This window comes from Saccharothrix violaceirubra (genome assembly GCF_014203755.1).
In the GTDB taxonomy this organism is placed as follows: Bacteria; Actinomycetota; Actinomycetes; order Mycobacteriales; family Pseudonocardiaceae; genus Actinosynnema; species Actinosynnema violaceirubrum.
On sequence record NZ_JACHJS010000001.1, the window covers coordinates 5,845,042 to 5,866,559 of the forward strand.

Annotated in this window: 19 protein-coding genes and 2 tRNA genes; 12 read left to right on the forward strand and 9 right to left on the reverse strand. The window is 70.8% G+C overall.

What is annotated here, in order from left to right:
- Window positions 1-58: 58 nt before the first annotated feature.
- Window positions 59-730, forward strand: coding sequence for a hypothetical protein (locus tag F4559_RS26840; RefSeq protein WP_221447387.1), 672 nt, complete (start codon window positions 59-61; stop codon window positions 728-730).
- A 999-nt stretch (window positions 731-1,729) separates the two neighbouring features.
- Here the strand turns inward: F4559_RS26840 and cutA are convergent.
- Complete coding sequence (gene cutA, locus F4559_RS26845; protein WP_184673301.1) at window positions 1,730-2,059, reverse strand: divalent-cation tolerance protein CutA; 330 nt, start codon at window positions 2,057-2,059, stop codon at window positions 1,730-1,732.
- Window positions 2,056-2,670: a helix-turn-helix transcriptional regulator gene (locus tag F4559_RS26850; RefSeq protein WP_221447388.1), complete on the reverse strand. Its 615-nt coding sequence runs from the start codon at window positions 2,668-2,670 to the stop codon at window positions 2,056-2,058. Before F4559_RS26850 ends, cutA begins: the two co-directional genes overlap by 4 nt.
- Window positions 2,671-2,955: 285 nt before the next feature.
- On the opposite strand from F4559_RS26850, the gene F4559_RS26855 reads away from it, so the two are divergent.
- The 3 genes from F4559_RS26855 (at window position 2,956) to F4559_RS26865 (ending at window position 6,006) form a co-directional block, all read left to right on the forward strand.
- The gene (locus F4559_RS26855; protein ID WP_184673303.1) at window positions 2,956-3,300 is read left to right on the forward strand and encodes a hypothetical protein; all 345 of its coding nucleotides are present in this window, start codon (window positions 2,956-2,958) and stop codon (window positions 3,298-3,300) included.
- Between the two features lie 190 nt (window positions 3,301-3,490).
- A complete protein-coding gene (locus F4559_RS26860; RefSeq protein ID WP_184673305.1) occupies window positions 3,491-4,837 on the forward strand; it encodes a replication initiator in 1,347 nt (448 codons plus the stop codon).
- Window positions 4,837-6,006 carry a tyrosine-type recombinase/integrase gene (locus F4559_RS26865; protein WP_184673307.1) on the forward strand — a complete coding sequence of 390 codons (1,170 nt, stop codon included), beginning with the start codon at window positions 4,837-4,839 and terminating at the stop codon, window positions 6,004-6,006. The genes F4559_RS26860 and F4559_RS26865 overlap by 1 nt, the downstream gene beginning before the upstream one ends.
- Window positions 6,007-6,086: 80 nt before the next feature.
- Here the strand turns inward: F4559_RS26865 and F4559_RS26870 are convergent.
- Window positions 6,087-6,159 (reverse strand) — tRNA-Lys (locus F4559_RS26870).
- Between the two features lie 235 nt (window positions 6,160-6,394).
- On the opposite strand from F4559_RS26870, the gene F4559_RS26875 reads away from it, so the two are divergent.
- Entirely contained in the window at window positions 6,395-7,594 is a 1,200-nt protein-coding gene (locus tag F4559_RS26875; RefSeq protein WP_184673309.1) for a L,D-transpeptidase, read from the forward strand.
- Here the strand turns inward: F4559_RS26875 and F4559_RS26880 are convergent.
- The 4 genes from F4559_RS26880 to F4559_RS26895 all read right to left on the reverse strand — a co-directional run bounded on the left by F4559_RS26880 (window position 7,591) and on the right by F4559_RS26895 (window position 11,422).
- On the reverse strand, window positions 7,591-9,219 hold the full coding sequence (locus tag F4559_RS26880) for an ABC-F family ATP-binding cassette domain-containing protein (protein ID WP_184673311.1): 1,629 nt from the start codon (window positions 9,217-9,219) through the stop codon (window positions 7,591-7,593). The two genes, F4559_RS26875 and F4559_RS26880, sit on opposite strands and share 4 nt — an antisense overlap.
- A 66-nt stretch (window positions 9,220-9,285) precedes the next feature.
- Window positions 9,286-9,358: transfer RNA gene (locus F4559_RS26885), tRNA-His, on the reverse strand.
- A 38-nt stretch (window positions 9,359-9,396) separates the two neighbouring features.
- On the reverse strand, window positions 9,397-10,032 hold the full coding sequence (gene orn, locus F4559_RS26890; RefSeq protein ID WP_184673313.1) for an oligoribonuclease: 636 nt from the start codon (window positions 10,030-10,032) through the stop codon (window positions 9,397-9,399).
- A gap of 70 nt (window positions 10,033-10,102) precedes the next feature.
- Window positions 10,103-11,422, reverse strand: coding sequence for an MFS transporter (locus tag F4559_RS26895; protein WP_184673315.1), 1,320 nt, complete (start codon window positions 11,420-11,422; stop codon window positions 10,103-10,105).
- Window positions 11,423-11,441: 19 nt separating this feature from the next.
- Here F4559_RS26895 and F4559_RS26900 point away from each other — a divergent pair, with 19 nt between their 5' ends.
- The 4 genes from F4559_RS26900 to F4559_RS26915 all read left to right on the forward strand — a co-directional run bounded on the left by F4559_RS26900 (window position 11,442) and on the right by F4559_RS26915 (window position 16,747).
- Window positions 11,442-12,407: a GlxA family transcriptional regulator gene (locus tag F4559_RS26900; RefSeq protein ID WP_184673317.1), complete on the forward strand. Its 966-nt coding sequence runs from the start codon at window positions 11,442-11,444 to the stop codon at window positions 12,405-12,407.
- A gap of 138 nt (window positions 12,408-12,545) precedes the next feature.
- Window positions 12,546-15,518: a DEAD/DEAH box helicase gene (locus F4559_RS26905; protein ID WP_184673319.1), complete on the forward strand. Its 2,973-nt coding sequence runs from the start codon at window positions 12,546-12,548 to the stop codon at window positions 15,516-15,518.
- Window positions 15,511-16,248, forward strand: a complete 738-nt coding sequence (locus F4559_RS26910; RefSeq protein ID WP_184673321.1) for an SWIM zinc finger family protein — start codon at window positions 15,511-15,513, stop codon at window positions 16,246-16,248. The genes F4559_RS26905 and F4559_RS26910 overlap by 8 nt, the downstream gene beginning before the upstream one ends.
- 103 nt (window positions 16,249-16,351) lie before the next feature.
- Window positions 16,352-16,747 carry a nuclear transport factor 2 family protein gene (locus F4559_RS26915; RefSeq protein ID WP_184673322.1) on the forward strand — a complete coding sequence of 132 codons (396 nt, stop codon included), beginning with the start codon at window positions 16,352-16,354 and terminating at the stop codon, window positions 16,745-16,747.
- 70 nt (window positions 16,748-16,817) lie between these two features.
- Here the strand turns inward: F4559_RS26915 and cspE are convergent, their stop codons facing one another.
- Window positions 16,818-17,024: a transcription antiterminator/RNA stability regulator CspE gene (gene cspE, locus F4559_RS26920; RefSeq protein WP_033427733.1), complete on the reverse strand. Its 207-nt coding sequence runs from the start codon at window positions 17,022-17,024 to the stop codon at window positions 16,818-16,820.
- Between the two features lie 244 nt (window positions 17,025-17,268).
- Between cspE and F4559_RS26925 the strand changes: the two genes are divergently transcribed.
- Both F4559_RS26925 and F4559_RS26930 read left to right on the forward strand, forming a co-directional pair.
- The gene (locus F4559_RS26925) at window positions 17,269-17,607 is read left to right on the forward strand and encodes a hypothetical protein (protein WP_184673324.1); all 339 of its coding nucleotides are present in this window, start codon (window positions 17,269-17,271) and stop codon (window positions 17,605-17,607) included.
- A 25-nt stretch (window positions 17,608-17,632) separates the two neighbouring features.
- Window positions 17,633-18,349, forward strand: coding sequence for a hypothetical protein (locus tag F4559_RS26930; RefSeq protein ID WP_184673326.1), 717 nt, complete (start codon window positions 17,633-17,635; stop codon window positions 18,347-18,349).
- A 13-nt stretch (window positions 18,350-18,362) separates the two neighbouring features.
- Here F4559_RS26930 and F4559_RS26935 read toward each other — a convergent pair whose 3' ends face one another.
- On the reverse strand, window positions 18,363-19,457 hold the full coding sequence (locus F4559_RS26935) for a sugar ABC transporter substrate-binding protein (RefSeq protein WP_184673327.1): 1,095 nt from the start codon (window positions 19,455-19,457) through the stop codon (window positions 18,363-18,365).
- A gap of 304 nt (window positions 19,458-19,761) precedes the next feature.
- Here F4559_RS26935 and F4559_RS26940 point away from each other — a divergent pair, with 304 nt between their 5' ends.
- Window positions 19,762-21,492, forward strand: a complete 1,731-nt coding sequence (locus F4559_RS26940; protein ID WP_312865841.1) for a S8 family serine peptidase — start codon at window positions 19,762-19,764, stop codon at window positions 21,490-21,492.
- Window positions 21,493-21,518 lie beyond the last annotated feature (26 nt).

A 21,518-nucleotide genomic window follows, 5' to 3' on the forward strand; every position in this document is an offset into this window, starting at 1 on the left:
TTCTCCCCGTTCGGGTGCACGGCGCGCGGACCGGCGTCGGACGTGCCAGCCTCGCGCGGTGAGCCGGAAGATCCAGTACCGCACACGGCGGCCGATCGCGGTCGCCGACCGTCCACAGGGGACTCCGCTGAGCCCGGCGCAGCGGCTGTTCGTCGACCGGTGCCGGGAGCTGCCGCAGCTCGCCGACCCGCTCGACGTCGAACTGACCGTGGGTGCGGCCGTGGCGGACCTGGACGTCGACGAGGAGTTCTGGGCCGGGGTCGTGGCGCACGTGGCGTCGTGGCCGAGCCGGCGCAACGTGGCGCTGCTGCGGGCGTTGGCCGTGCTGCTGACCGGTCGGCCGCGGGACTGGGCGGTCGAGGCGGCGGGACCGGTCGGGTCGACGTTGCGCGTCACCGGCGCGTGGACGTGCGACCGGTCGTTGGACGCGGGCTACCTGGTCCTGTTGTGCCGTTACGCGTTCAGCGCGCGGGAGCACGCGATGGTGTTCCTGATCGACGAGGTCGAGGGCGGGTTGGTGCGCGGCGCGTTCGTGACGCGTCAGGTCGAGGTGGCGCGCGAGCGGTTGGCCCGGCAGGCGCCGCTGGACGCGATCGGCGCCGAGGCGGCGCACTGGCTGCTGGCCAAGTCCTACGACCGGCTCGACCGCCGGCCCGACCTGCGCGTGGGAGACGACGTCCGCAGTACCCGGCTGCCGGCGAAACGACGTATCGCACTGGCTTTCGGGTGAATCCGTAATCGATTGGCCACGGACCGCAACACGGCGGTTTGCTCTACGGCACCCTGGAGTGGTCAGGGAAACAGCCGAGGGGGGCGTAATGCCGTACGGAACGGAGGCGGATACCAACGAACAGCGGTGGGGGTGACCCCGGCTTGACCGCGGTTCGAAAACCGTCGGGAGCCGCTGGGGGGACTGTGCACCGGCAACGGCGCACGTCGGCGGCGGTTGTGCGTTCCGTCACAGCAATGGGTTGAATACCGGATAAAGAAATCAGGCGGGTCACCGATTCCCGGTGACCCGCCTGATTTCCTGTGGTGCGCCGCCAGGGACTCGAACCCCGAACCCGCTGAGTAACACGTACCTCCCGGTGTCGTTGGCGAATGCTTGCCGTTAGCTGTTGCTGCCTGCGCGAATCGCGCTTGCAAACGTCCGATGGTGACTGTCGTTCGGCGTTGGTTGCCGTTGATTCGGTCGGGTTTTGGTAGGCGTCGCCTGAGGCGACCGTGGGACCACGGAACGGGCAGTCGGCGGCTTGGTTGGTCATGTCACCGACCTGCCCGGCTTGAACCCAAACAGAGGGGCTTCGCGTCATCCCGTCGACCTGGCGCAGCCCTGCCGCGCGAGCTGGGGGCCTGCGACCTTCCGTGTCAACAGCCATGTCCGGTGCCAGGCTCGCAGGTCCCCGGCTCGCGTGGTAGCCCTCGTGGAGGTCGACGGGATGACGCGTGCCCCGGTCCCCGCTGGGACGCGAGCCGCACAGCGGTTCCCGTCATCCTGTTGGCCTGCCCGTCCGGCGAGGACATGCTCTTGGTTTTGCGGCGACTGGCGGTGCCGCTGCCGCCTCCGGACGCCGGGCGGGCGTGGGTGCCGAAGGCGGGCCCCGCGCTCGACCGGGCGGCCGGAGATCGAGCGGCGAGCGGCGCCGGTAGGCGCCGCCTTGAACCAGTAGAGAAAATCCTCACCGTGGCCCGGACCATCCGCATAGGCGAGCAACGCGGGCAAGCACGGTCACTCCGGCGATCCGGTCTCGTCTAGCACCCACTGCGCGTATGCGGGGTTGCTGGCAAACACGGGTACGGCCAGGACACATGGCACGTCGTACGGGTGCTCTCGGTTGACCCGCTCGACGACAGCCGGAACGAGATCGGCTCTCGTGTGCAGTGCTACGCGGGCCTCCGTGTCCTCTTGGATCTCCCCATCCCACCGATAGACAGACCGAACGGGGGTGATGTGCTGGCCGCAAGCGACCAACCGATCCTCGACAAGCGAGCGAGTGAACCGAACAAGCCATTCGGCATCCGACGCCGTGATGATCACCTCGCAGATGTCGACGCTCATGCCTTGACCTCCCCCTGCTCCCGAAGTTCGTTGATCAGTGCAGTCGCTTCGGACTCAGACCGGGCCATCGCTGCCCAGCCGGTGACGATCGGGCCGTCGTAGCTGAGGCCGACCCACCTGCCGGTCATGCGTTGCCCGTGCTGGTGCAGGGCGAAGTACATGGTTCCCTTGGAACGCACGCCGCCCTCTGCCGCCACATACCAACCCATGAGCGCTTCGTTGTCCCAGAGTCGCATTTCGCCGCGCCACAAGTACCCACCCTTCTCGAACTCTTGGGTACCTCGCGTGGTAGCAACGATCTCTAGTTGGTCGCCGCGCTGAGTCATGTGGGCTTGATGCGGATTGATCACTTCCTGACCGTCGTTCCACGTCTGCCATACAGCCCACCAGTCGCCCGCCAGGTTCAAGCGGCGACTGTCACCACCGGCAAGTTCGTCGATCGTGATCCCGAGGGCATCTGCCACAGCCTTCGCGACGACCAGGTTCGGCTGAGCCTCGTTCGCCTCGTACCGCCGAATCTGTCGCTTGTCCACGCCTACAGCCGTCGCAAGATCAGCCTGCGACATCCCTAGTTCGGTTCGACGTTGACGGATGACCTCGAACATCTCCATACCTCTCATCTCAGCGGACCTACACGTCCGATGCAACGGACGCCGACGCCCCCGAGGGACAAATCAGTCCTTGACGGGGGACATTCACGTCCCCCATAGTAGAGGACGTCAAGGTCCTCAAGATGAGGACAAAAAGCCCGGCAGGGGGCGGCAACCCCCAACCGGGCTTAAGGGCTCGACGGGCAGTAACCCGGGAACCATGCGCAGAGCTTCGCGGCACGTGCGCTACTTCAGCGTACCGCGCATGAGGGTGCCTGTCGGGTCCCCCGACCCGAAGGGCTCGACATGACATTCGCTGAGCTTGCCGACGAACGGCCCTACCTGCGGGAGGTGGAGCCTCCGCGTTCGTTCCGGTTTTCCGACTCCAACCCGTTGACCTCGGACACCTACGCCCGGTCGGCGTTCCGGGACCTGCCCGCGTTCGTGGGCACGGTGGTGGAGAACCGCCTGGACCTGAGCGCGGACGAGTGGGACGCGCTGGTGGAGGACGGGGAGGTCTACGACTTCGTGGGCCCGGATGAGGTGTTCTGGGTGCGGCGGACCGCGTCGGGTTGGTGGTCGCGGCGCTGGCCGCATCCGGGGTGCGAGGTCGTGGACCTCGACGACCCCAGTGGGGCGGCGTGGGTCTGATGGCGGTCGTCGAGGTCGTCTGCGCGGGGTGCTCCGGGTCGGGGACGAGTGCCCGGTCGGTCACCGGTTGGTGTGGCGGGTGCGCTGGTCGTGGCCGCTACGAGGTGTTGGACCAAGCAGGCACGCGTGCCGTGGAGCGGGAGGAGACGGCGGCGTGGCTGGCGCGTCACGGGGCGGGGGTGGCGGTCTGATGGGCGTGTCCGCACTGGTCCCGCGTCTGTCCACTACAGACGAACGGTTGCGGAACTTCTTGCGTGCCAACGGGTACCGGTCGTGGCGGCGTCGGGTCGAGGCCGTGCACGGCTGCGCCAAGCCGGTGCGGCTGGCGGGGTCGACGCGGGTGGAGGACACCACGACCGGCACGGTGTTGGACGGGTTCGAGGGGTCCTTGCTGGTGCCGTGCGGCAACCGGCGGGAGTCGGTGTGCGAACCCTGCTCGGCCCGCTACGCCGCCGACACCTTCCACCTGGTCCGGTCCGGGCTGACCGGCGGCAAGGGCGTGCCCGGGACGGTGTCGGGGCACGTGCGGGTGTTCGCCACCCTCACCGCCCCGTCGTTCGGCGCGGTGCACAACCGGCCGCGTACCCGGTCGGGCAGGGCGCGGCGGTGCGGGTGCGGCGGGTTCCACCACGAGGCGGACACCCGGCTCGGGACGCCGTTGGACCCGACGGCCTACGACTACGTGGGCGCGGTGCTGTGGCAGGCGCATTCCACCGAGCTGTGGCGGCGGTTCACCATCACGGCGGCCCGGCACCTGGCCTCCGCGCTGGGACTGCGGGTCGGCGAACTGCGGAACCACCTGCGGGTGTCCTATGCCAAGGTCGCCGAGTACCAGCGGCGGGGCCTGGTCCACTTCCACGCCGTCATCCGCGTGGACGGACCCCACGGCCCCGACTCCCCGGCCCCGGCGGCGGTGACCGACGACCTGTTGTGCGCGGTGGTGCGTTCCGCGGCTGCCTCGGTCACGGTCGACACCGAGCACACCGACGACATCCCCGCGCGCACCCTGACGTGGGGGACGCAGATCGACGCCGAGCCCATCGCCGTGCACCAGGCCGGCGACCCCGCCGAACTCGTGCACGACCGGCGGGTGGCCGGCTACATCGCCAAGTACGCCACCAAGGGCACCGGGGCCACCTCCGGCGTCGACTCCCGCATCCGACGTGAGGCGGCCATCGACGACTTGGAGGTGTCCGGGCACCACAAGGCGATGATGCGCACCGCGTGGCGGCTGGGCGGGCTGGCCGCGTTCGCCTCGCTCAACCTGCGGCGGTGGGCGCACATGCTCGGCTTCCGGGGCCACTTCCTGACCAAGTCACGCCATTACTCGACCACCTTCACCGCGCTGCGGGCCGCCCGCGCCGAACACCGCCTGGCCGAACACCTCGACCGGCTCGGCGTCACCGACGGCTCGACCGTGCTGGTGGTCGGGGACTGGTCCATGACCGGCGTGGGCTACCGATCGGATGCCGAACGCGACCTGGCCGAAGGCATCGCCACCCGCAAACTCGCCCGACGAACCGGGAAGGAGGATTGATGGGCCGACCATCGCTACCGGTCGGCACGCACGGGAGGATCAAGGTCACCGCCAAGTCCAATGGCGGCTACGTGGCGCGTACGAAGTTCCGAGACTTCGACGGCGTGACGCGGCCGGTCGAGCGCACCGGGCAGACACGGACCTCTGCGACGAACGCCCTGATGGAGGCGCTTCGGGACCGGACCTCGGCTGCGGGTGGGCTGGTCACCGCCGACACCAAGTTCCGGGACGTGGCGGACCTCTGGCTGGAAGATGTCCGGTCCTCTGTGGACGCTGGCGAGATGTCGCCCAACTCGTTGGACCTGTACGAGCGCCAGTTGCGCAACTACGTCCGTCCGGCGCTGGGCGAGCTGTCGATCCGGGAGGTCAACACCCCGCGCGTTGACGCGCTGCTGCGTGGTGTGCGGAAGCGGCGGGGCGCCTCGACCACCAAGACGGTTCGTAGCGTCGTCTCCGGGATCATGGGCCTGGCCGCCCGACACGGTGCCACGTCGGTCAACCCCACCCGCGAGACCAAGCGCATCACGGCCGACCGCAAGCGGTCCGTGCGCGCCCTGACGCGCGAGGAGAGACAGCGCTGGCTGGCACAGTTGGAGTCCGACCGCCAAGCGGTCAGGAAGGACCTGCCGGACCTCACCCGGTGGATGATGGCGACCGGTGTCCGGATCGGCGAGGCACTGGCCGTGTCCTGGGACGAAACCGACCTCGACGCGGGCACGGTCGACATCGACTGGACCATCGTGCGGGTGCGCGGTGTCGGCCTGCGTCGGATGCCGCCGAAGACGGAGAGTGGCGAACGCACCTTGCGGCTACCCCCGTTCGCGGTGGCGATGCTGCGGCGGCGTAGGCGGCTGGCAGCGCTCGACCGGGAAATCGGGCCGGGTACGGCGGTGCCGGTGTTTCCCGACGCTCTTGGCGGCTGGCGTGACCCAAACAACACTCGCCGTGATCTGCGCAGCGCTCGGGGGACGGAAGGCTTTGCCTGGGTCACCTCGCACGTGTTCCGGAAGACGTGCGCGACGATTCTCGATGAGGCGAAGCTCACTCCCCGGGAGATCGCTGACCAGCTCGGCCACTCGCGGCCGTCGATGACGCAGGACGTCTACCTCGGGCGGAAGGTCGTGAACCCGGCGACTGCGGAAGCGCTCGAACGGGAGCTGGGTACGTAGTCAACCGGCATAAAGGTAGGGTTTCGGTCGGCGCCGCTCATTAACGCAAAAACCCCCAGGCCATTGACCTGGGGGGTTTGTGCGCCGCCAGGGACTCGAACCCCGAACCCGCTGATTAAGAGTCAGCTGCTCTGCCAGTTGAGCTAGCGGCGCGCGGACTGTCTTGCGCTGTCCGACGTGAAGAACATTAGCACAGCGGTCGACACGGTTCCCAATCGCCTGGTCAGCGGGGGTGACCCTGGCCCGCCCAGGGGGAACTTCGCGTGGGTAACGATCCGGCATCCAGGGCAACACCGTCAACCTTTCAGGCGTCACCTTGTCAGGGGACACCGAGAACCCCTGTAGGCAGGCACGCTCGGTGTACCGGGCGACTATGGGGAGGCAGGACATGTCGGGTCGGCGGGGGATGCGCGGTGCGTGGGGTGCCGTGGCGTTGGGACTGGTCACGGCCCTGGTCACGGCCTGTTCGTCGGGGGCGGCGGACAACGCGGGCAGCGAGCCGACGGTGGCCGGCGAGACGGCCGCCTCGCCGGAGTCCAAGCCGGTGTCGTTGAGCGTCGGCCCGGCCGACGCGGCGGTGGACGTGCAGCCCGGCATCCCGGTCGTCGCGACCGCGACCGACGGCAAGATCACGCAGGTCACGCTGACCAACGCCGACGGCAAGGCGGTCGCGGGGGCGGTCGGCCCCGACGGTCTCCAGTGGACGAACACCGAGCCGCTCGGCTACGGCAAGGCCTACACGCTCGCCGTGACCGGACAGGGCACGGACGGTAAGCAGATCACCCGGACGTCGTCCTTCACCACAGTGACGCCGCGCACGCAGACGTTCCTGTCGATGAACCCGATGGACGGCACGACCGTCGGCATCGGACAGCCGCTGGCGTTCTACTTCGACGAGCCGATCACCGACCGCGCCGCCGCCGAGGCGATGATCTCGATCAGCACCGAGCCCAAGGTCGACGGCGCGTTCTACTGGTTCGACGAGAAGGAAGTGCACTGGCGCCCGCAGAACTTCTGGGCGGCCGGCACGAAGATCACCGTCGACGCGAAGGTCTACGGCAAGCACCTGGGCAACGGCGTGTACGGCCAGGAAGACCGGCACGTCACCACGACCATCGGCGACGCCGTGGTCCACGAGGCCGACGGCCAGACCCACCAGGTCACCACGAAGATCAACGGCCAGGTCGCGCGCACGATGCCCACGTCGATGGGCAACGCCGCCAACACCACGCCGACGGGCACGTACGTGCTCATGGAGAAGCACGACCACATGGTCATGGACTCCCGCACCTACGGCCTGGCGCTGGACGCCGGTGGCTACGTCACCCCGGTCGACTGGGCGACCCGCATGTCCAACAGCGGCATCTTCTTCCACAGCGCACCGTGGTCCATCGGGGACCAGGGCAACCGCAACGTGAGCCACGGCTGCCTGAACCTGTCCCCGGAGAACGCGAAGTGGGTCTTCGACCTCTCCAAGCCCGGCGACGTGGTGATCGTGACCAACTCCGGCGGCCCGGCCCTGGAGGCGTGGGACGGCTTCGGCGACTGGCAGATCCCGTGGGACGTGTGGTCGAAGGGCAACCGCTAGAGATCCGTGACGCGGCCCGCCGCCACTTCAAGGCGGCGGGTCGTGCGCACGGCTTCCAGCATGCGGCGGTCGTGCGTCACGAGCAGCAGAGTGCCGTTGTAGGAGTCCAAAGCGGACTCCAACTGCTCGATCGCGGGCAGGTCCAGGTGGTTCGTCGGTTCGTCCAGGACGAGCAGGTTCACGCCCCGGGCCTGGAGCAGGGCCAACGCGGCACGGGTGCGCTCGCCCGGTGACAGGGACGCGGCCGGGCGCAGGACGTGGTCGGCCTTGAGGCCGAACTTCGCCAGCAGGGTGCGGACGTCGGCCGGCGCCAGGTCGGGCACGGCCGCGCAGAACGCGTCGACCAACGCCTCCCCGCCCAGGAACAGGCCGCGGGCCTGGTCGATCTCGCCGACCACCACGCCCGGCCCCAGCGACGCCGTGCCCGCCGCCGGCTCCACGCGCCCCAGCAGCGCGGCCAGCAGGGTGGACTTGCCCGAACCGTTCGCGCCGGTGATCGCGACCCGGTCCGCCCAGTCGACCTGGAGGTCGACCGGTCCGAGCGTGAACGTGCCGCGCTCCACCACCACCGACCGCAGGACCGCCACCACCGCGCCGGACCGGGGCGCGGCGGCGATCTCCATCCGCAGCTCCCACTCCTTGCGCGGCTCGTCGACGACCTCCAGGCGTTCGATCAGCCGCTCGGTCTGCCGGGCTTTGGCCGCCTGCTTCTCGGTGGACTCGGTGCGGAACTTGCGACCCACCTTGTCGTTGTCGGGCGCCTTGCGGCGGGCGTTCTTCACGCCCTTCTCCATCCACGCGCGTTGCGTACGGGCGCGGTCCTCCAACGACGACCTGGTCGACGCGTACTCCTCGTACTCCTCGCGGGCGTGCCGACGGGCCACCTCGCGCTCCTCCAGGTACGACTCGTACCCGCCGCCGTACGTGCGCACCTGGTTCTGCGCCAGGTCGAGTTCGACGACGCGGGTCACGGTGCGGGCCAGGAACTCGCGGTCGTGCGACACCACGACCGCGCCCGCGCGCAACCCGGCCACGAACCGCTCCAGCCGGGCCAGGCCGTCGAGGTCCAGGTCGTTGGTCGGCTCGTCGAGCAGGAACACGTCGTACCGGCTCAGCAGCAACGACGCCAGGCCCGCGCGGGCCGCCTGGCCGCCGGACAGCGACGTCATCGCCTGGTCGAGGTTCACCGTCAGGCCCAGGTCCGCGGCGACCTCGTCGGCCCGCTCGGTCAGGTCCGCGCCGCCCAGCGCGAGCCAGCGCTCCAACGCCTCCGAGTAGCCCTCGTCCCGCCCCTCCGCCAACAACGCGGTCGTGCGGTCCAGTTCCGCCTGCGCCGCCGCCACGCCCGTGCGCCGGGCCAGGAAGTCGCGCACGCTCTCGCCCGGTCGGCGCTCGGGTTCCTGCGGCAGGTGGCCGACGGTCGCGGTGGTCGGCGAGAGCCGGATCACACCGGATTCGGCGGGCAGCAGGCCCGCGAGCGTGCGCAGCAGCGTGGACTTCCCGGCGCCGTTCACGCCGACCAGCCCGACCACGTCGCCGGGCGCGACGACGAGGTCCAGGTCGCTGAACAGGACGCGATCGCCGTGGCCCGCGGCGAGACCCTTGGCGACGAGTGTGGCGCTCAACAGAACTCCTGTGCCAGAAAAGGAAAAACGCCCCCCGACCGGCCGGTCAGGGGGCGCTTTCCTCGGGGTGAGTGACGGGACTTGAACCCGCGACACCTGGGATCACAACCCAGTGCTCTACCGACTGAGCTACACCCACCAAGGTCGGTCGACCCGACGGGTGAAGCATACCCTGCCCTACCGCCCGGTCCGAAATCGACCCTGTTTTGCCTCGTCGGCCGCGAGCAGTTCGGCGGCGACGGCCTGGGCCTGCTCGGAGGACGGGCCGGGCTGCGCCACGAACGCCGTCCGCCGGTAGTAGGCCAGCTCCCGGATGGACTCCCGGATGTCGGCCAGCGCCCGGTGCGCCAGGCCCTTGCCCGGCTGCGCGTAGTAGATCCGCGGGTACCAGCGCCGGCACAGCTCCTTGATCGACGACACGTCGACCATCCGGTAGTGCAGGTGCGCGTCCAGCTCCGGCATGTCCCGCGCGATGAACCCGCGGTCGGTGGCGATCGAGTTGCCCGCGAGCGGCGCGGTGCGCGGTTCGGGGACCCATTCCCGGACGTACGCGAGCACCTGCGCCTCGGCTTCGGCCAGCGTCACGGTCGAGCGCCGGACCTCGTCGGTGAGCCCGGACTTGGCGTGCATCTGGACGACGACCTCGGGCATGGAGGCGAGGGCCTCGTCGTCGGCGTGGATCACCACGTCGACGCCCTCGCCGAGGATGTTCAACTCCGCGTCGGTCACCAACGCCGCGATCTCGATCAGGGCGTCCTTGCCCAGTTCCAGCCCGGTCATCTCGCAGTCGATCCACACCAAGCGATCCATCACCCGCGCGAGCCTAGTCGTCGGGTGGTCGGATGCCGTCGCCGCTTCGGGTGGCGATTTCACCGGATCACCGTCACGCCTTCGCCAGATCACCGACCACCGGGGCCTGCGCGGACCGGCGTACCACCCGCATCGACAGGAAGGCGGCGACGATGCTCAGCACCCCGGCCACGTACCAAGCGGGCGTGTAGGCGCCGAAGTGGTCACGCGTGAGACCCGCCGCCGTGGCCGCGAACGCCGCGCCGAGCTGGTGTGCCGCGAACACCCAGCCGAACACCACCGGCGCCGACAGGCCGAACACCTGGCGGCACAGCGCCACGGTGGGCGGCACGGTCGCGACCCAGTCCAGCCCGTAGAACACGATGAACACCAGCATGCTCGGGTGCACGGAGTCGTGGAACAGCTGCGGCAGCAGGAGCAGGGACACGCCGCGCAACGCGTAGTACACGGCCAGCAGCACCCGCGAGTCGACGCGGTCGGTCAGCCACCCCGACAACACCGTGCCCACGATGTCGAACACGCCCACCAGCGCGAGCAGCCCGGCGGCCGTCGTCGTCGGCATGCCGTGGTCGTGCGCGGCCGGGATGAAGTGCGTGCCGACCAGGCCGTTGGTCGTGACACCGCAGATCGCGAACCCGGCGGCCAGGTACCAGAACGGCCCGGTGCGGGCGGCCGAGGTCAACGCGGTCACGGCCCGCCGCGCGGCACCGGTCGACACCGGCCGCGGCACGACCTCGTCGCCGCCGTAGGGCGGCACGCCCAGGTCGGCCGGGTGCTCGCGGAGGAACAGCAGCACCAGCGGCACGACGGCCAGCGCGCTCGCCGACACCAGCAGGGCCGCCGACCGCCAGCCCGAGTCCTCGGCCAGCGACGTCATCACCGGCAGGAACACCAACTGCCCGGTCGCGCCGCCCGCCGTGAGCACGCCGGTCACCAGACCCCGGTGCCGCACGAACCAGCGGCCGGTGATCGTGGCCACGAACGCCAGCGCCATCGACCCGGTGCCCAGGCCGACCAGCACGCCCCACAGCAGCACGAGCTGCCAGCTCGCGGTCATGAACACGGTGAGCCCGCTGCCCACCGACACCAGGGTCAACGCGACCGACACCACCCGCCGCACGCCGAACCGCTCCATCAGCGCCGCCGCGAACGGCGCGGTGAGGCCGAACAGCAGCAGGTTCACCGACACCGCGAGCCCGATCGTGCCCGTCGACCACCCGAACTCCGCGCGCAGCGGATCGATCAACGCACCCGGCGTGGCGCGGAAGCCCGCGGCGCCGATCAGCGCCACGAAGGCGACGGCCGCGACCGCCCAAGCCCAGTTCTGCCTGTTCTTCGTCACGGCGTCAGCGTGCGGCACGGCGGCGTTCGGCGTAAGTGGCCGGACGGCCATCCTGTGCAAAAATCCGGCCATGCATGAGGTGGCCGTCATCGCCCTTGACCACGTCGTCGCCTTCGACCTGGGTACCGTTCCGCAGATCCTCAACGCCGCCCGGGTGAGCGACGAAGAACGGCTCTACCGGGTCAGGGTGTGCACGCGCGGTGGACGACCGGTGCGCAGCTCGTCGGGCATCACGGTCACCCCCGACCACGACCTCGGCCTGGTCGGCCACGCCGACACCGTCGTGGTCGCGGGCATGCACGCCAACGCGCCGCTGCTGGAGGACGGCGTGCTCGCCGACGACGTGCGCGAGGCCCTGGTGTCCGCCCACGCCCGCGGCGCCCGCGTGATGTCCATCTGCACGGGCGCGTTCGCCCTCGCCGCGGCCGGTCTGCTCGACGGGCTGCGCGCGACCACGCACTGGATGTACACCGACGCGTTCCGCCGCCTGTTCCCGCGCGTCGACCTGGACCCGGACGTGCTGTTCGTGGACGAGGGCCGGGTGCTCACCTCGGCGGGCGTCGGCGCGGGCGTCGACCTGTGCCTGCACCTGGTGCGCCGGGACCACGGCAGCGAGGCCGCGAACCGGGCCGCGCGGCGGTGCGTCGTGCCGCCGTGGCGGCCGGGCGGGCAGTCGCAGTTCATCGAACGGCCGGTGCCGCACGAGACCGACACGTCCACCGCCGTAGCCCGGGAGTGGGCGTTGGCGCACCTGGACGAGCCTGTGGACCTGCGCGAGTTGGCGTCGCGGGCGCGGATGAGCGTGCGTACGTTCACTCGGCGTTTTCGTGAGGAGACCGGGGTGAGTCCGGGGCAGTGGCTGGCCCGGCAGCGGGTCGAACGGGCCCGCCACCTGCTGGAGACGACGGATCTGGCGGTGGACCAGGTGGCTCGGCATGCCGGGTTCGGTACGGGGGCGGCGTTGCGGCAGCGGATGACCGCGAGCCTGGGCGTGTCGCCCAGCACCTACCGGACGACTTTCCGCTCTGTGGGGTAGCCGTCGCGACCCCGAACGCGCGAGTTATGCGTTCAGACACTGCGAAATGTGCACTCGGGTACCGGTTGTCGCCCGCCTATCGATTCGATCATGAACCGTGTTCACCGTCGGCGGACGTGCGCAACTACAGTCGTCGGCGTGTGGGTGCTGCACGGGGTGTGCACCGCCGGGGGGCGGTTGGGGTTCTGGGCCGAGGATTCGCGACTGCCCGCGCGGACGGGTGCGCGGCTGCCCGCACGGCCGGTGCCCCACCCTTTCGCGGTCACCGCGGCGGATCTGATCGCCGCCCGCACACGAGCCGACGACCCGGACCCGACGACTGCCGAACCCGGCGGTCCGCATCCGGACGAGGTGGTCCTGCGACTGCCGTCCGTCGGGACCGGCCCTGCGGCGTCACCGGAACTCGTCCGGGAACCTGTGGGCGGCGGCACGTCCGGCCGGGGAGCGCTCCGGTGGCGGGAGTGGGTCGTCCCCGTCGTCCCGGTCGACGGCTTTCCGCTGCCCGGCTGCCGGCTCGGCGCGTCCGGGCGGTACCTCCTCGAGATCCTGGACTTCGGGGCCGATCTCGTCCGAAGAGGACGGGTGGTGCCCGTCGTCGACCGGACCGAAGCCGCCACCCGCTGGCGTGCGGTGCTGTCCGGAGTGGACGCGGCGCGGGCCGCCGCTCTGCGGGCGGGGATGCCGCCGTCGTTCCGCGCCGGCGGCGGCGCGGACCTGTTCCGGGTCGCGCTCGACGCCATCGTCGACCGGGAAGCGCGGAAAGCGTTGGGGGAACTAAAGAATTCCTCCTCCCACGTCGTGGACGCGTGGGTCGCGGCGGCCGGTGCCGGTGACGGGCGGTTCGCCGCCGAGCGCGGCGCGGTCGTCGAACTCCGGGAGCGGCTGCGACGGTGGGGCGCGGACGGGTTCGCGGAAAAGCCGGTCCGGCTGTGCTTCCGGCTTGTGGCGCCGCTTCAAGGGGCCGCGCACGAGGAGGGCTGGCGGCTGGAGTTCCTGCTCCAGGCCGTGGCCGAGCCCAGCGTGCTGGTGCCCGCCCGGGACGTCTGGCAGCGCGGCGACGCCGTCCTGCGACGCTGGGTCCCCCGGCCCGAGGAGGTCCTGCTCGCCGATCTCGGCCGGGCCGTCCGGCTGTACCCCGGACTCGACCGGGCGCTCGCGGCCAAGCGGCCGGCGCGGCTGAAACTCGACGTCGACGGCGCGTACGACTTCCTCTCCCGGGCCGCTCTGCTCGCCCAGGCCGGGTTCGGCGTCCTGGTCCCCTCCTGGTGGCGGCAGCCCCGGCGGCTGGGGTTGACGCTCACGGCCGCGCCGCGCGGTGCCGCCGGGATCGTGGCGACCGAGAGCGAACTCGGGCACCGGGCGATCGTCGACTTCCGGTGGGACCTCTCGCTCGGCGACGAAAAGCTCACCCAGGCCGAACTGATGTCGTTGGCCAAGGCCAAGGCGCCGCTCGTGCGCGTGCGCGGGCAGTGGGTGCACGTCGACCGCAAGCGGCTCGCCGCCGGGATGGCGTTCCTCGAACGGGGGGCCGGCGGCGAGATGCCCGCCGCCCAGGTGCTGTTCCAGCACGACCGCGAGGCCGCGCTCCCCCTGCCGCTCAACGGCGTGGTCGGCCGGGGCTGGCTGGCCGACCTGCTCGCACCCGACGCCGAGCACCGGCTCGAACCCGTGCCCACGCCGCCCGGCCTCACCGCGACGCTGCGCCCCTACCAGCGGCGCGGCCTGGCGTGGCTGGTGTTCCTCGACCGGCTCGGGCTCGGCGCCTGCCTCGCCGACGACATGGGGCTGGGCAAGACCGTCCAGCTCCTGGCCCTCGAGGCGGTCAACCGGCAGGACGGCAAGAGGCCGCCCACCCTGCTCGTGTGCCCGATGTCCGTGGTCGGCAACTGGCGGCGCGAGGCCGAGAAGTTCGTCCCCCACCTGGACGTCCACGTGCACCACGGCGCCGACCGGGACCCCGTGCGACTGCTCGGGGAGCACGACCTCGTCATCACCACCTACGCCACGGTCACCCGGGACGCCGCCGAACTCGCCGCGATCACCTGGGACCGGGTGGTGGTCGACGAGGCCCAGAACGTCAAGAACAGCGCCACCCGCCAGGCCAGGGCGATCCGGGCCCTGCCCGCCCGCCACCGGATCGCGCTCACCGGCACGCCCGTGGAGAACCGGCTCGCCGAGCTGTGGTCCGTGCTCGACTTCGTCAACCCCGGCATGCTCGGGCCCCTGACGACGTTCCGCGCCCGCTACGGCGTCCCCATCGAACGCCACCGCGACGCCGAGGCCGCGGTGCGGCTGCGCCGGGCCACCGGGCCGCTCGTGCTGCGGCGCCTCAAAAGCGACCCCCGGGTCATCGGCGACCTGCCCGAGAAGATCGAGACCACGCAGTCGTGCACGCTCACCGCCGAGCAGGCTTCGCTCTACCAGGCGGTGGTCGAGGACATGTTCGCGCGCATCTCCGAGATCCAGGGCGTCAAGCGCAAGGGCCTGGTGCTGGCCACGATGACGCGCCTCAAGCAGGCGTGCAACCACCCGGCCCACCTGCTCGGCGACGGCTCGCCGGTGCCCGGCCGGTCCGGGAAGGTCGACCGGCTGGAGGAGATCCTCGACGAGGCGTTCGCGGACGGCGACAAGGTGCTGTGCTTCACCCAGTTCACCGCGTTCGGCTCGCTGCTGGTGCCGCACCTGGCCGCCCGCTTCGACGTCGACGTCCCGTTCCTGCACGGCGGCACGTCGCGGCGCGACCGGGACGCGATGGTGCGGCGGTTCCAGTCCGAGGACGGGCCGGGTGTGCTGCTGCTGTCGCTCAAGGCGGGTGGCACGGGCGTCAACCTGACCGCCGCCAACCACGTCGTCCACCTCGACCGGTGGTGGAACCCGGCCGTCGAGGACCAGGCGACCGACCGGGCGTTCCGGATCGGGCAGGACCGGCACGTGCAGGTCCACAAGTTCGTGTGCGTGGGCACGTTGGAGGAGCGCGTGGACCGGATGATCGAGGACAAGCGCGGCCTGTCGCGGCTGGCCGTCGGCGCCGGCGAGGACTGGCTCACGGAACTGTCCACCGAACGGCTGCGCGAGGTGTTCGCCCTGACCCCGGAGGCCGTCGGTGGCTGAATCCCCGGACGCGGGCATCTGGTCGCGGCGGTTCCTGGCCGCGCTGGCGGCGTTCGGCATGGGCGACCGGCTCAAGCGCGGTCGCCCGCTGGTGCGCGGCGGCCAGGTGATGAACCTGTCGATCTCCACGAGCGTGGTGGTCGCGCTGGTCACCGGTGCCGGTCCGACGCCGGACCGGGCGCGGGTCGGCGTGCGGCGGTTCGCGGACGAGGACTGGCGGCGGGTCGAGCACGCGTTCGCCGACCGGGCCGTGTTCACCGCTCGGCTGCTCGCCGGCGACCTGCCCGCCGAGGCCGACGAGGTGTTCGAGGGGCTCGGGCTGTCGCTGTTCCCGCGCGGTGCCCGTGAGCTGTCGATGGACTGCACGTGCGACGACTGGCACATGCCGTGCGCGCACGTGGCCGCCGCGTGCCTGACGCTGGCCGACTCGTTCGACGCCGACCCGTTCGGCGTGCTGGCCTGGCGCGGCCGGTCCCGGGAGGCCCTGCTCGACCGGCTGCGGGAGCTGCGCGCCCCGATCCCACCCGTCGAGAAGGTCCCCGAACCCGTGGCGGACACGGACCTGGTCGACTTCTGGGTGCGTCCGGACACCGCGCCGGTCCCGGCCGCCGAGGACCTCGGCGACGTCCGGCCGGACGCCCTGCTCGACCAGTTGGGCCCGCTGGCGGTACGCGGGCGGTCGGTCACCGCGGCCCTGCGCCCGCTCTACGAGGCGTTCACCCGGCGGTAGCGGACCGCCGTCAACCGGCTGCCGTCTTGACTGGTGCCGGCACGGGGTGTTTCGTCGGTCCTTCGAACCGCTGTGCTCGGCGAACGAGAGAGTTGGCGACGCGATGACGGCGTCCACGGCACTGCGCGCGCTGCGCGAGGCGCTCGTGCTGGAACACCTGGAGTCGGAGAACGAGCGCGAGTTCGACACCGCGTTGGGCGTCTTCGACCACCCGCGCTGCGAGATCGTCGCGACCGGCGAGGTCTTCGACGGCACCGACGAGGTCGCCGGCTACTACGCGCGGTTGGGCCTGGTCTGCGCCGACCGGCGAAGCACGCTGATCGAACTGCACCACGCGGACGACGCGGTGATCGTCGAGGTCGAACTGGCGGGCACGCACCTGCCGTCGCTGCGCGCGTTCCGGGCGCGGATGACCGCGTTCTTCGTCTTCGACGGCGCCCGGCTGGTCGGCAAGCGGGTCTACGGCGGTGCCCAGGGCACCGAACCCGCCCTCACGTGAAACGGGCCGCCATCCCCGCGAGCGGTGATGGCGGCCCGTCGGCCCCGGATCATGCCGATCCGGTTACAAGTCAGACCGGTCGGACCGCCTGTGCCTGCGGGCCCTTCTGGCCCTGGCCGATCTCGAACTCCACCCGCTGGTTCTCTTCCAGGGTGCGGTAGCCGTTGGTCTGGATCTCCGAGTAGTGCACGAACACGTCGGCGCCACCGTTGTCCGGGGAGATGAAGCCGAAGCCCTTCTCCGCGTTGAACCACTTGACGGTGCCCTGAACTGCCATCTTGCTACTTCTCCTCTAACAGGTGCCGGATCGCGCTTGCGACCACCGGGTCAGCTAGGGCGGCTTACCACCTGGAGGAGGTTCGACGCCCGCAACTTCCATTCCGCGAGCGTGGTGGATCACGAACACAGAAAGGTACGACCGAAGACAGTGAACCACGTCGGACGCCCGGCAGTCGAGCGCCCTTCCGAGGCGAGTCCGACTGCTACCGTGGACGGCACCTCGATCACAGGGAGGTACGGCCATGTCGGAGCCGGTGCCGGAGGCCATCGCCGCCGCGGTCGCCTCGCGCGGGGTGTCCCGGCTGTACGAGCTGGTCCGGGCGCGGTTCTCCGGCGATGCCGCGGCCACCGCCGCGCTGACCGCCGCCGAACCGGCCGACGTGGGTTCGCCGCAGGTCAGGACGTTGAGCGTGCTGTTGACGCAGGCGGAACGGGCCGACCCGGAGTTCGGTCGCGAGCTGCGCCGGGAGTTCGAGCGCGCGACGTCCGGGACGACCTGGACCGTGCGGAACCGGGTGTCCGGGGTGGCCACGAACTCGGTGCAGGCGGGCCACGTCGAGGGCGGGATCAACTTCCACTAGCCCCCGGTGGAGTGAAGATGGACGGGTGTACCCGCTTCACCTGCCCCAGTCGCGACTGCTGTTCTTCTTCGCCGGGCTCGTCCTCGCGTTCGTGTTCATCCGGATCAGCGTCCGGCTGATCCGCGCGGGTGTCCGGTGGTGGCCCGGCAACTTCACCCCCGGCGGGACGCACATTCACCACGTCGTGTTCGGGACCGTGCTGCTGGTGCTCGGCGCGGTCACCGGCATCGCGGCGCCCGACGACCTGCACGAGCTGCGGGTGTCCGCCGCCGCGCTGCTCGGGGTCGGCACGGCGCTGGTGCTCGACGAGTTCGCCCTGCTGCTGCACCTGCGCGACGTGTACTGGTCCAAGGACGGCCGGTTGTCGGTGGACGCGGTGTTCCTGGCGATCGGGCTCACCGGCCTGCTGTTGCTGGGCGCCCGGCCGCTGGGCTACGACGAGCTGTACGGCGAGGGCGTGGGTGTGCGGATCGCGGTGGTGCTGGTCAACCTGGGGTTCGCGATCGTCGCGCTGCTCAAGGGCAAGGTGTGGACCGGCCTGCTCGGCCTGCTGGTGCCCGTGCTGCCGGAGATCGGCGCGTTGCGCCTGGCCCGGCCGGGGTCGCCGTGGGCGCGGTGGCGGTACGCGGAGGGCTCGCGCAAGCTGCGGCTGGCCTACCGGCGCGAGGCCCGCGTCCGCCAACCCCTCATCCGGGTGAAGATCCGCGTGCAGGAGTTCATCTCCGGGCGGCACGACGACTGACGCGGGACGTCCTTCAGTTGACGAGGATGCCCATCTGCTCGCAGATCGGGGCGACCTCGCCGGCGCACAGCTCGGCGGGCTTGACCACGTTCTCGGTCACGACGAGCTGGCGCACGTTGTCCCGGGTGATCAGGTCGGCGCCCAGCAGCACCGACTTCACGTCCCGCCGGGCGACCAGGTCGCGGGTGTTGCCGGTGGCCAGGTCGTCCGCGCCGGTGACGTCGCCCTTGGCCAGGGTGATCGCCAGGCGGGCGGCGGCGTTGGCCTCGTCGCGGATCGGCTTGTAGATCGTCACGCACTGCTCGCCCAGCAGCAGCGCCCGCAGGCCGGGCAGCGTGGCGTCCTGGCCGGTCACGGCCACCTTCTTGGCCAGGCCGCGCTCGCGGAGCACGTCGATCACGCCGCCCGCGAGGTCGTCGTTGGCCGCGACCACGCCGTCGACCTTGCCGTTGTTGGCGTCGAGGATCTGCTCGAACGACGTGCTCCCGAGCCCGGCGTCCCACTTCTCGATGGCCTGGCTCCGCACGAGCTTGAGCGTGCCGTCGTCGTAGAGCGGGCCGAGGCGGCGGCGCTGGCCGTCGGCGATCAGCGTGGCGCTGTTGTCGGTCGGCGAGCCCTGGATCTCGATGATCTGCGCGTTGCGCTTGGTGCCCAGGCAGCCGAGCAGTCCCTCGGCCTGGAGTTCGCCGATGTTGAGGTTGTCGAACGAGACGTAGTAGTCGGCTTGGCCGCCGAGGCTGATCCGGTCGTAGTTGATCACGGTGATGCCCGCGGACTTGGCCTTGCGCTCGATGTTCGCGCCGCCCTCGGTGGTCAGCGGCGTGATCATCAGGACCTTGACCTTCTTCTCGATCATGCGGTCGGCGATGGCCGAGAACTTGGCCTCGTCACCCTCCGCGTTCTCGATCACCGGTTCGATGCCGGCGAACTCGAAGGCCTGCTCCAGCATCGGGCGGTCCTGGGACTCCCACCGCGCGGTCGGCGAGTTGTCCGGCAGGATCACGCCGACCAACGGCGTCGCCGGGGCCGACTGCTCCGCGCCCGAGCCGCACGCGGTGGCGAGCAGGACGAGCAGGCAACCGACCACCGCTGTGCGCATGCGTCCCATTCGCCATCCCCTTGCGCGGCAACGCGCCGCCGACCGCCGAATTTCGGAAACGGAATTCCATCCCCACGCAGGTGCCTGCGTCAAGGCGTAGTGACGCGATGGTGCCGAGTGGTTCACACCAATCCACCGCCAAGCCTTCCATCGACATCGAAGACGCAGGTAGAAGCGTTACCCTATTGTGGAAAATCACTCTGGGCCAGTGATCCACCACGGATGGTACTTCCGACTAAAGGGTCTGCCCGATCTTGGGAATATGTGCCACGGTGGCCGCGACCGAGCAGGTCGGAGGGCAGAGGAGACAGGCGTGAGAACAGGCAGGACCGTGCCGGCCGCCCTGGCGGTGGCCGCGGCACTGGTGGTCGCGACGGGGCAGCCCGCCCTGGCCGTGGAGCGGACCGACTACACCGTCCTGGTCGAGGACGGCGCGAGTCGGGACGCCGCCGTGGCCGCCATCGCCGCCGCGGGCGGCGAGGTCACCCGCGAGAACAAGGCCGTGGGACTACTCACCGTGACGGCCCCCAAGACCGGATTCGCCCAACGGGTGAGTGCGTCCGACGCCGTACTCGGCGCGGCGGCAGTCCGCCCGCTCGGCAGCGCCGCACCCGGCCGGGGCAAGAGCAACCGGGACATGCGCGTCGTCGAACGCGAGAACGAGGCCACCGCCGGCGTCCCCGGCACGGCCGCGAAGAAGAAGCCCTCCCCCACCCCGGCCGCCGGCCTCGACCCGCTCGACGACAAGCTCTGGGGCCTCAAGCTCGTCCGCTCCGACCTCGCCCGCGACCGCCAGCCCGGCGACAAGCGCGTCTCGGTCGGCATCCTGGACACCGGCATCGACGGCTCCCACCCGGACATCGCGCCCAACTTCGACAAGGCCCGGTCCCGCAACTTCACCGTCGACCTGCCCACCGACGAGGCGGGCAACGAGGTCGACGGCCCCTGCGAGTTCCGCGGCTGCGTCGACCCGGCCGACTGGGACGACGACGGCCACGGCACCCACGTCGCGGGCACGATCGGCGCGGCGGCCAACGGGTTCGGCGTCTCGGGCGTCGCGCCCGGCGTCACGCTGGTCAACATCCGCGGCGGCCAGGACTCGGGCTACTTCTTCCTCCAGCCCGTCGTCGACGCGCTCACCTACGGCGCCGACATCGGCCTCGACGTGATCAACATGTCGTTCTACGTCGACCCCTGGTACTACAACTGCGCCGCCAACCCGGCCGACAGCCCCGAGGCGCAGCTCACCCAGCGCACCGCCATCGCGGCCGTGACGCGGGCGATCAACTACGCGCACCGCAAGGGCGTCACGCTCGTCGCGGCCGGCGGCAACAACCACGAGGACCTCGGCAACCCGCGTCCCGACGCGACCAGCCCGAACTTCCCGACCGGCGCCGCCTACCCGCGCACGATCGACAACAAGTCGTGCGTGCACCTGCCCACCGAGTCCGACCACGTCCTCGCGATCTCCTCGCTCGGACCGTCCGGTCTCAAGGCCGACTACTCCAACTACGGCACCGAGCAGACCGACCTGTCCGCGCCCGGCGGCTACTTCCGCGACTACTTCGGCACGGACCGGTACCGCACCAACGAGAACTCGATCCGCTCGACCTACCCGCGCAACGTCGCCCTCGCGGCGGGCGCGATCGATGCCGCCGGGAACGTCACCCCGGCCGGCGAGGCGGCGGGCGTGGCGAAGTACTGCCAGGGCGCCACGTGCGGCTACTACCAGTACCTCCAGGGCACGTCGATGGCCGCGCCGCACGCGTCCGGCGTCGCCGCCCTGGTCGTCAGCCAGTACGGCCGCAAGGACCGCGCACACCCGGGCACGCTCACGCTCGACCCGGACAAGGTGGCGAAGGTCCTGGTCAAGACCGCGACGCAGCGGCCTTGCCCGACGCCACGCACGGTGTCGTACGAGAACGTCGGCCGCTCGCCGGAGTTCACCGCGACCTGTGTCGGCGACACCCGGTTCAACGGCTTCTACGGTCACGGCATCGTCGACGCGTTCGGCGCCGTGACGCGCGGCGGCGACTTCCTGTAGTGGTGGTGGGTGACGGCCGGCGGGGC

Excerpts from the sequence above, each read along its gene's own strand:
- cutA (WP_184673301.1), bottom strand. The coding sequence starts at position 2,059 with ATGAGCGTCGACATCTGCGAGGTGATCATCACGGCGTCGGATGCCGAA.
- F4559_RS26850 (WP_221447388.1), bottom strand. The coding sequence starts at position 2,670 with ATGGAGATGTTCGAGGTCATCCGTCAACGTCGAACCGAACTAGGGATG.
- F4559_RS26855 (WP_184673303.1), top strand. The coding sequence starts at position 2,956 with ATGACATTCGCTGAGCTTGCCGACGAACGGCCCTACCTGCGGGAGGTG.
- F4559_RS26860 (WP_184673305.1), top strand. The coding sequence starts at position 3,491 with ATGGGCGTGTCCGCACTGGTCCCGCGTCTGTCCACTACAGACGAACGG.
- F4559_RS26865 (WP_184673307.1), top strand. The coding sequence starts at position 4,837 with ATGGGCCGACCATCGCTACCGGTCGGCACGCACGGGAGGATCAAGGTC.
- F4559_RS26875 (WP_184673309.1), top strand. The coding sequence starts at position 6,395 with ATGTCGGGTCGGCGGGGGATGCGCGGTGCGTGGGGTGCCGTGGCGTTG.
- F4559_RS26895 (WP_184673315.1), bottom strand. The coding sequence starts at position 11,422 with ATGGCCGTCCGGCCACTTACGCCGAACGCCGCCGTGCCGCACGCTGAC.
- F4559_RS26900 (WP_184673317.1), top strand. The coding sequence starts at position 11,442 with ATGCATGAGGTGGCCGTCATCGCCCTTGACCACGTCGTCGCCTTCGAC.
- F4559_RS26915 (WP_184673322.1), top strand. The coding sequence starts at position 16,352 with ATGACGGCGTCCACGGCACTGCGCGCGCTGCGCGAGGCGCTCGTGCTG.
- cspE (WP_033427733.1), bottom strand. The coding sequence starts at position 17,024 with ATGGCAGTTCAGGGCACCGTCAAGTGGTTCAACGCGGAGAAGGGCTTC.
- F4559_RS26925 (WP_184673324.1), top strand. The coding sequence starts at position 17,269 with ATGTCGGAGCCGGTGCCGGAGGCCATCGCCGCCGCGGTCGCCTCGCGC.
- F4559_RS26935 (WP_184673327.1), bottom strand. The coding sequence starts at position 19,457 with ATGGGACGCATGCGCACAGCGGTGGTCGGTTGCCTGCTCGTCCTGCTC.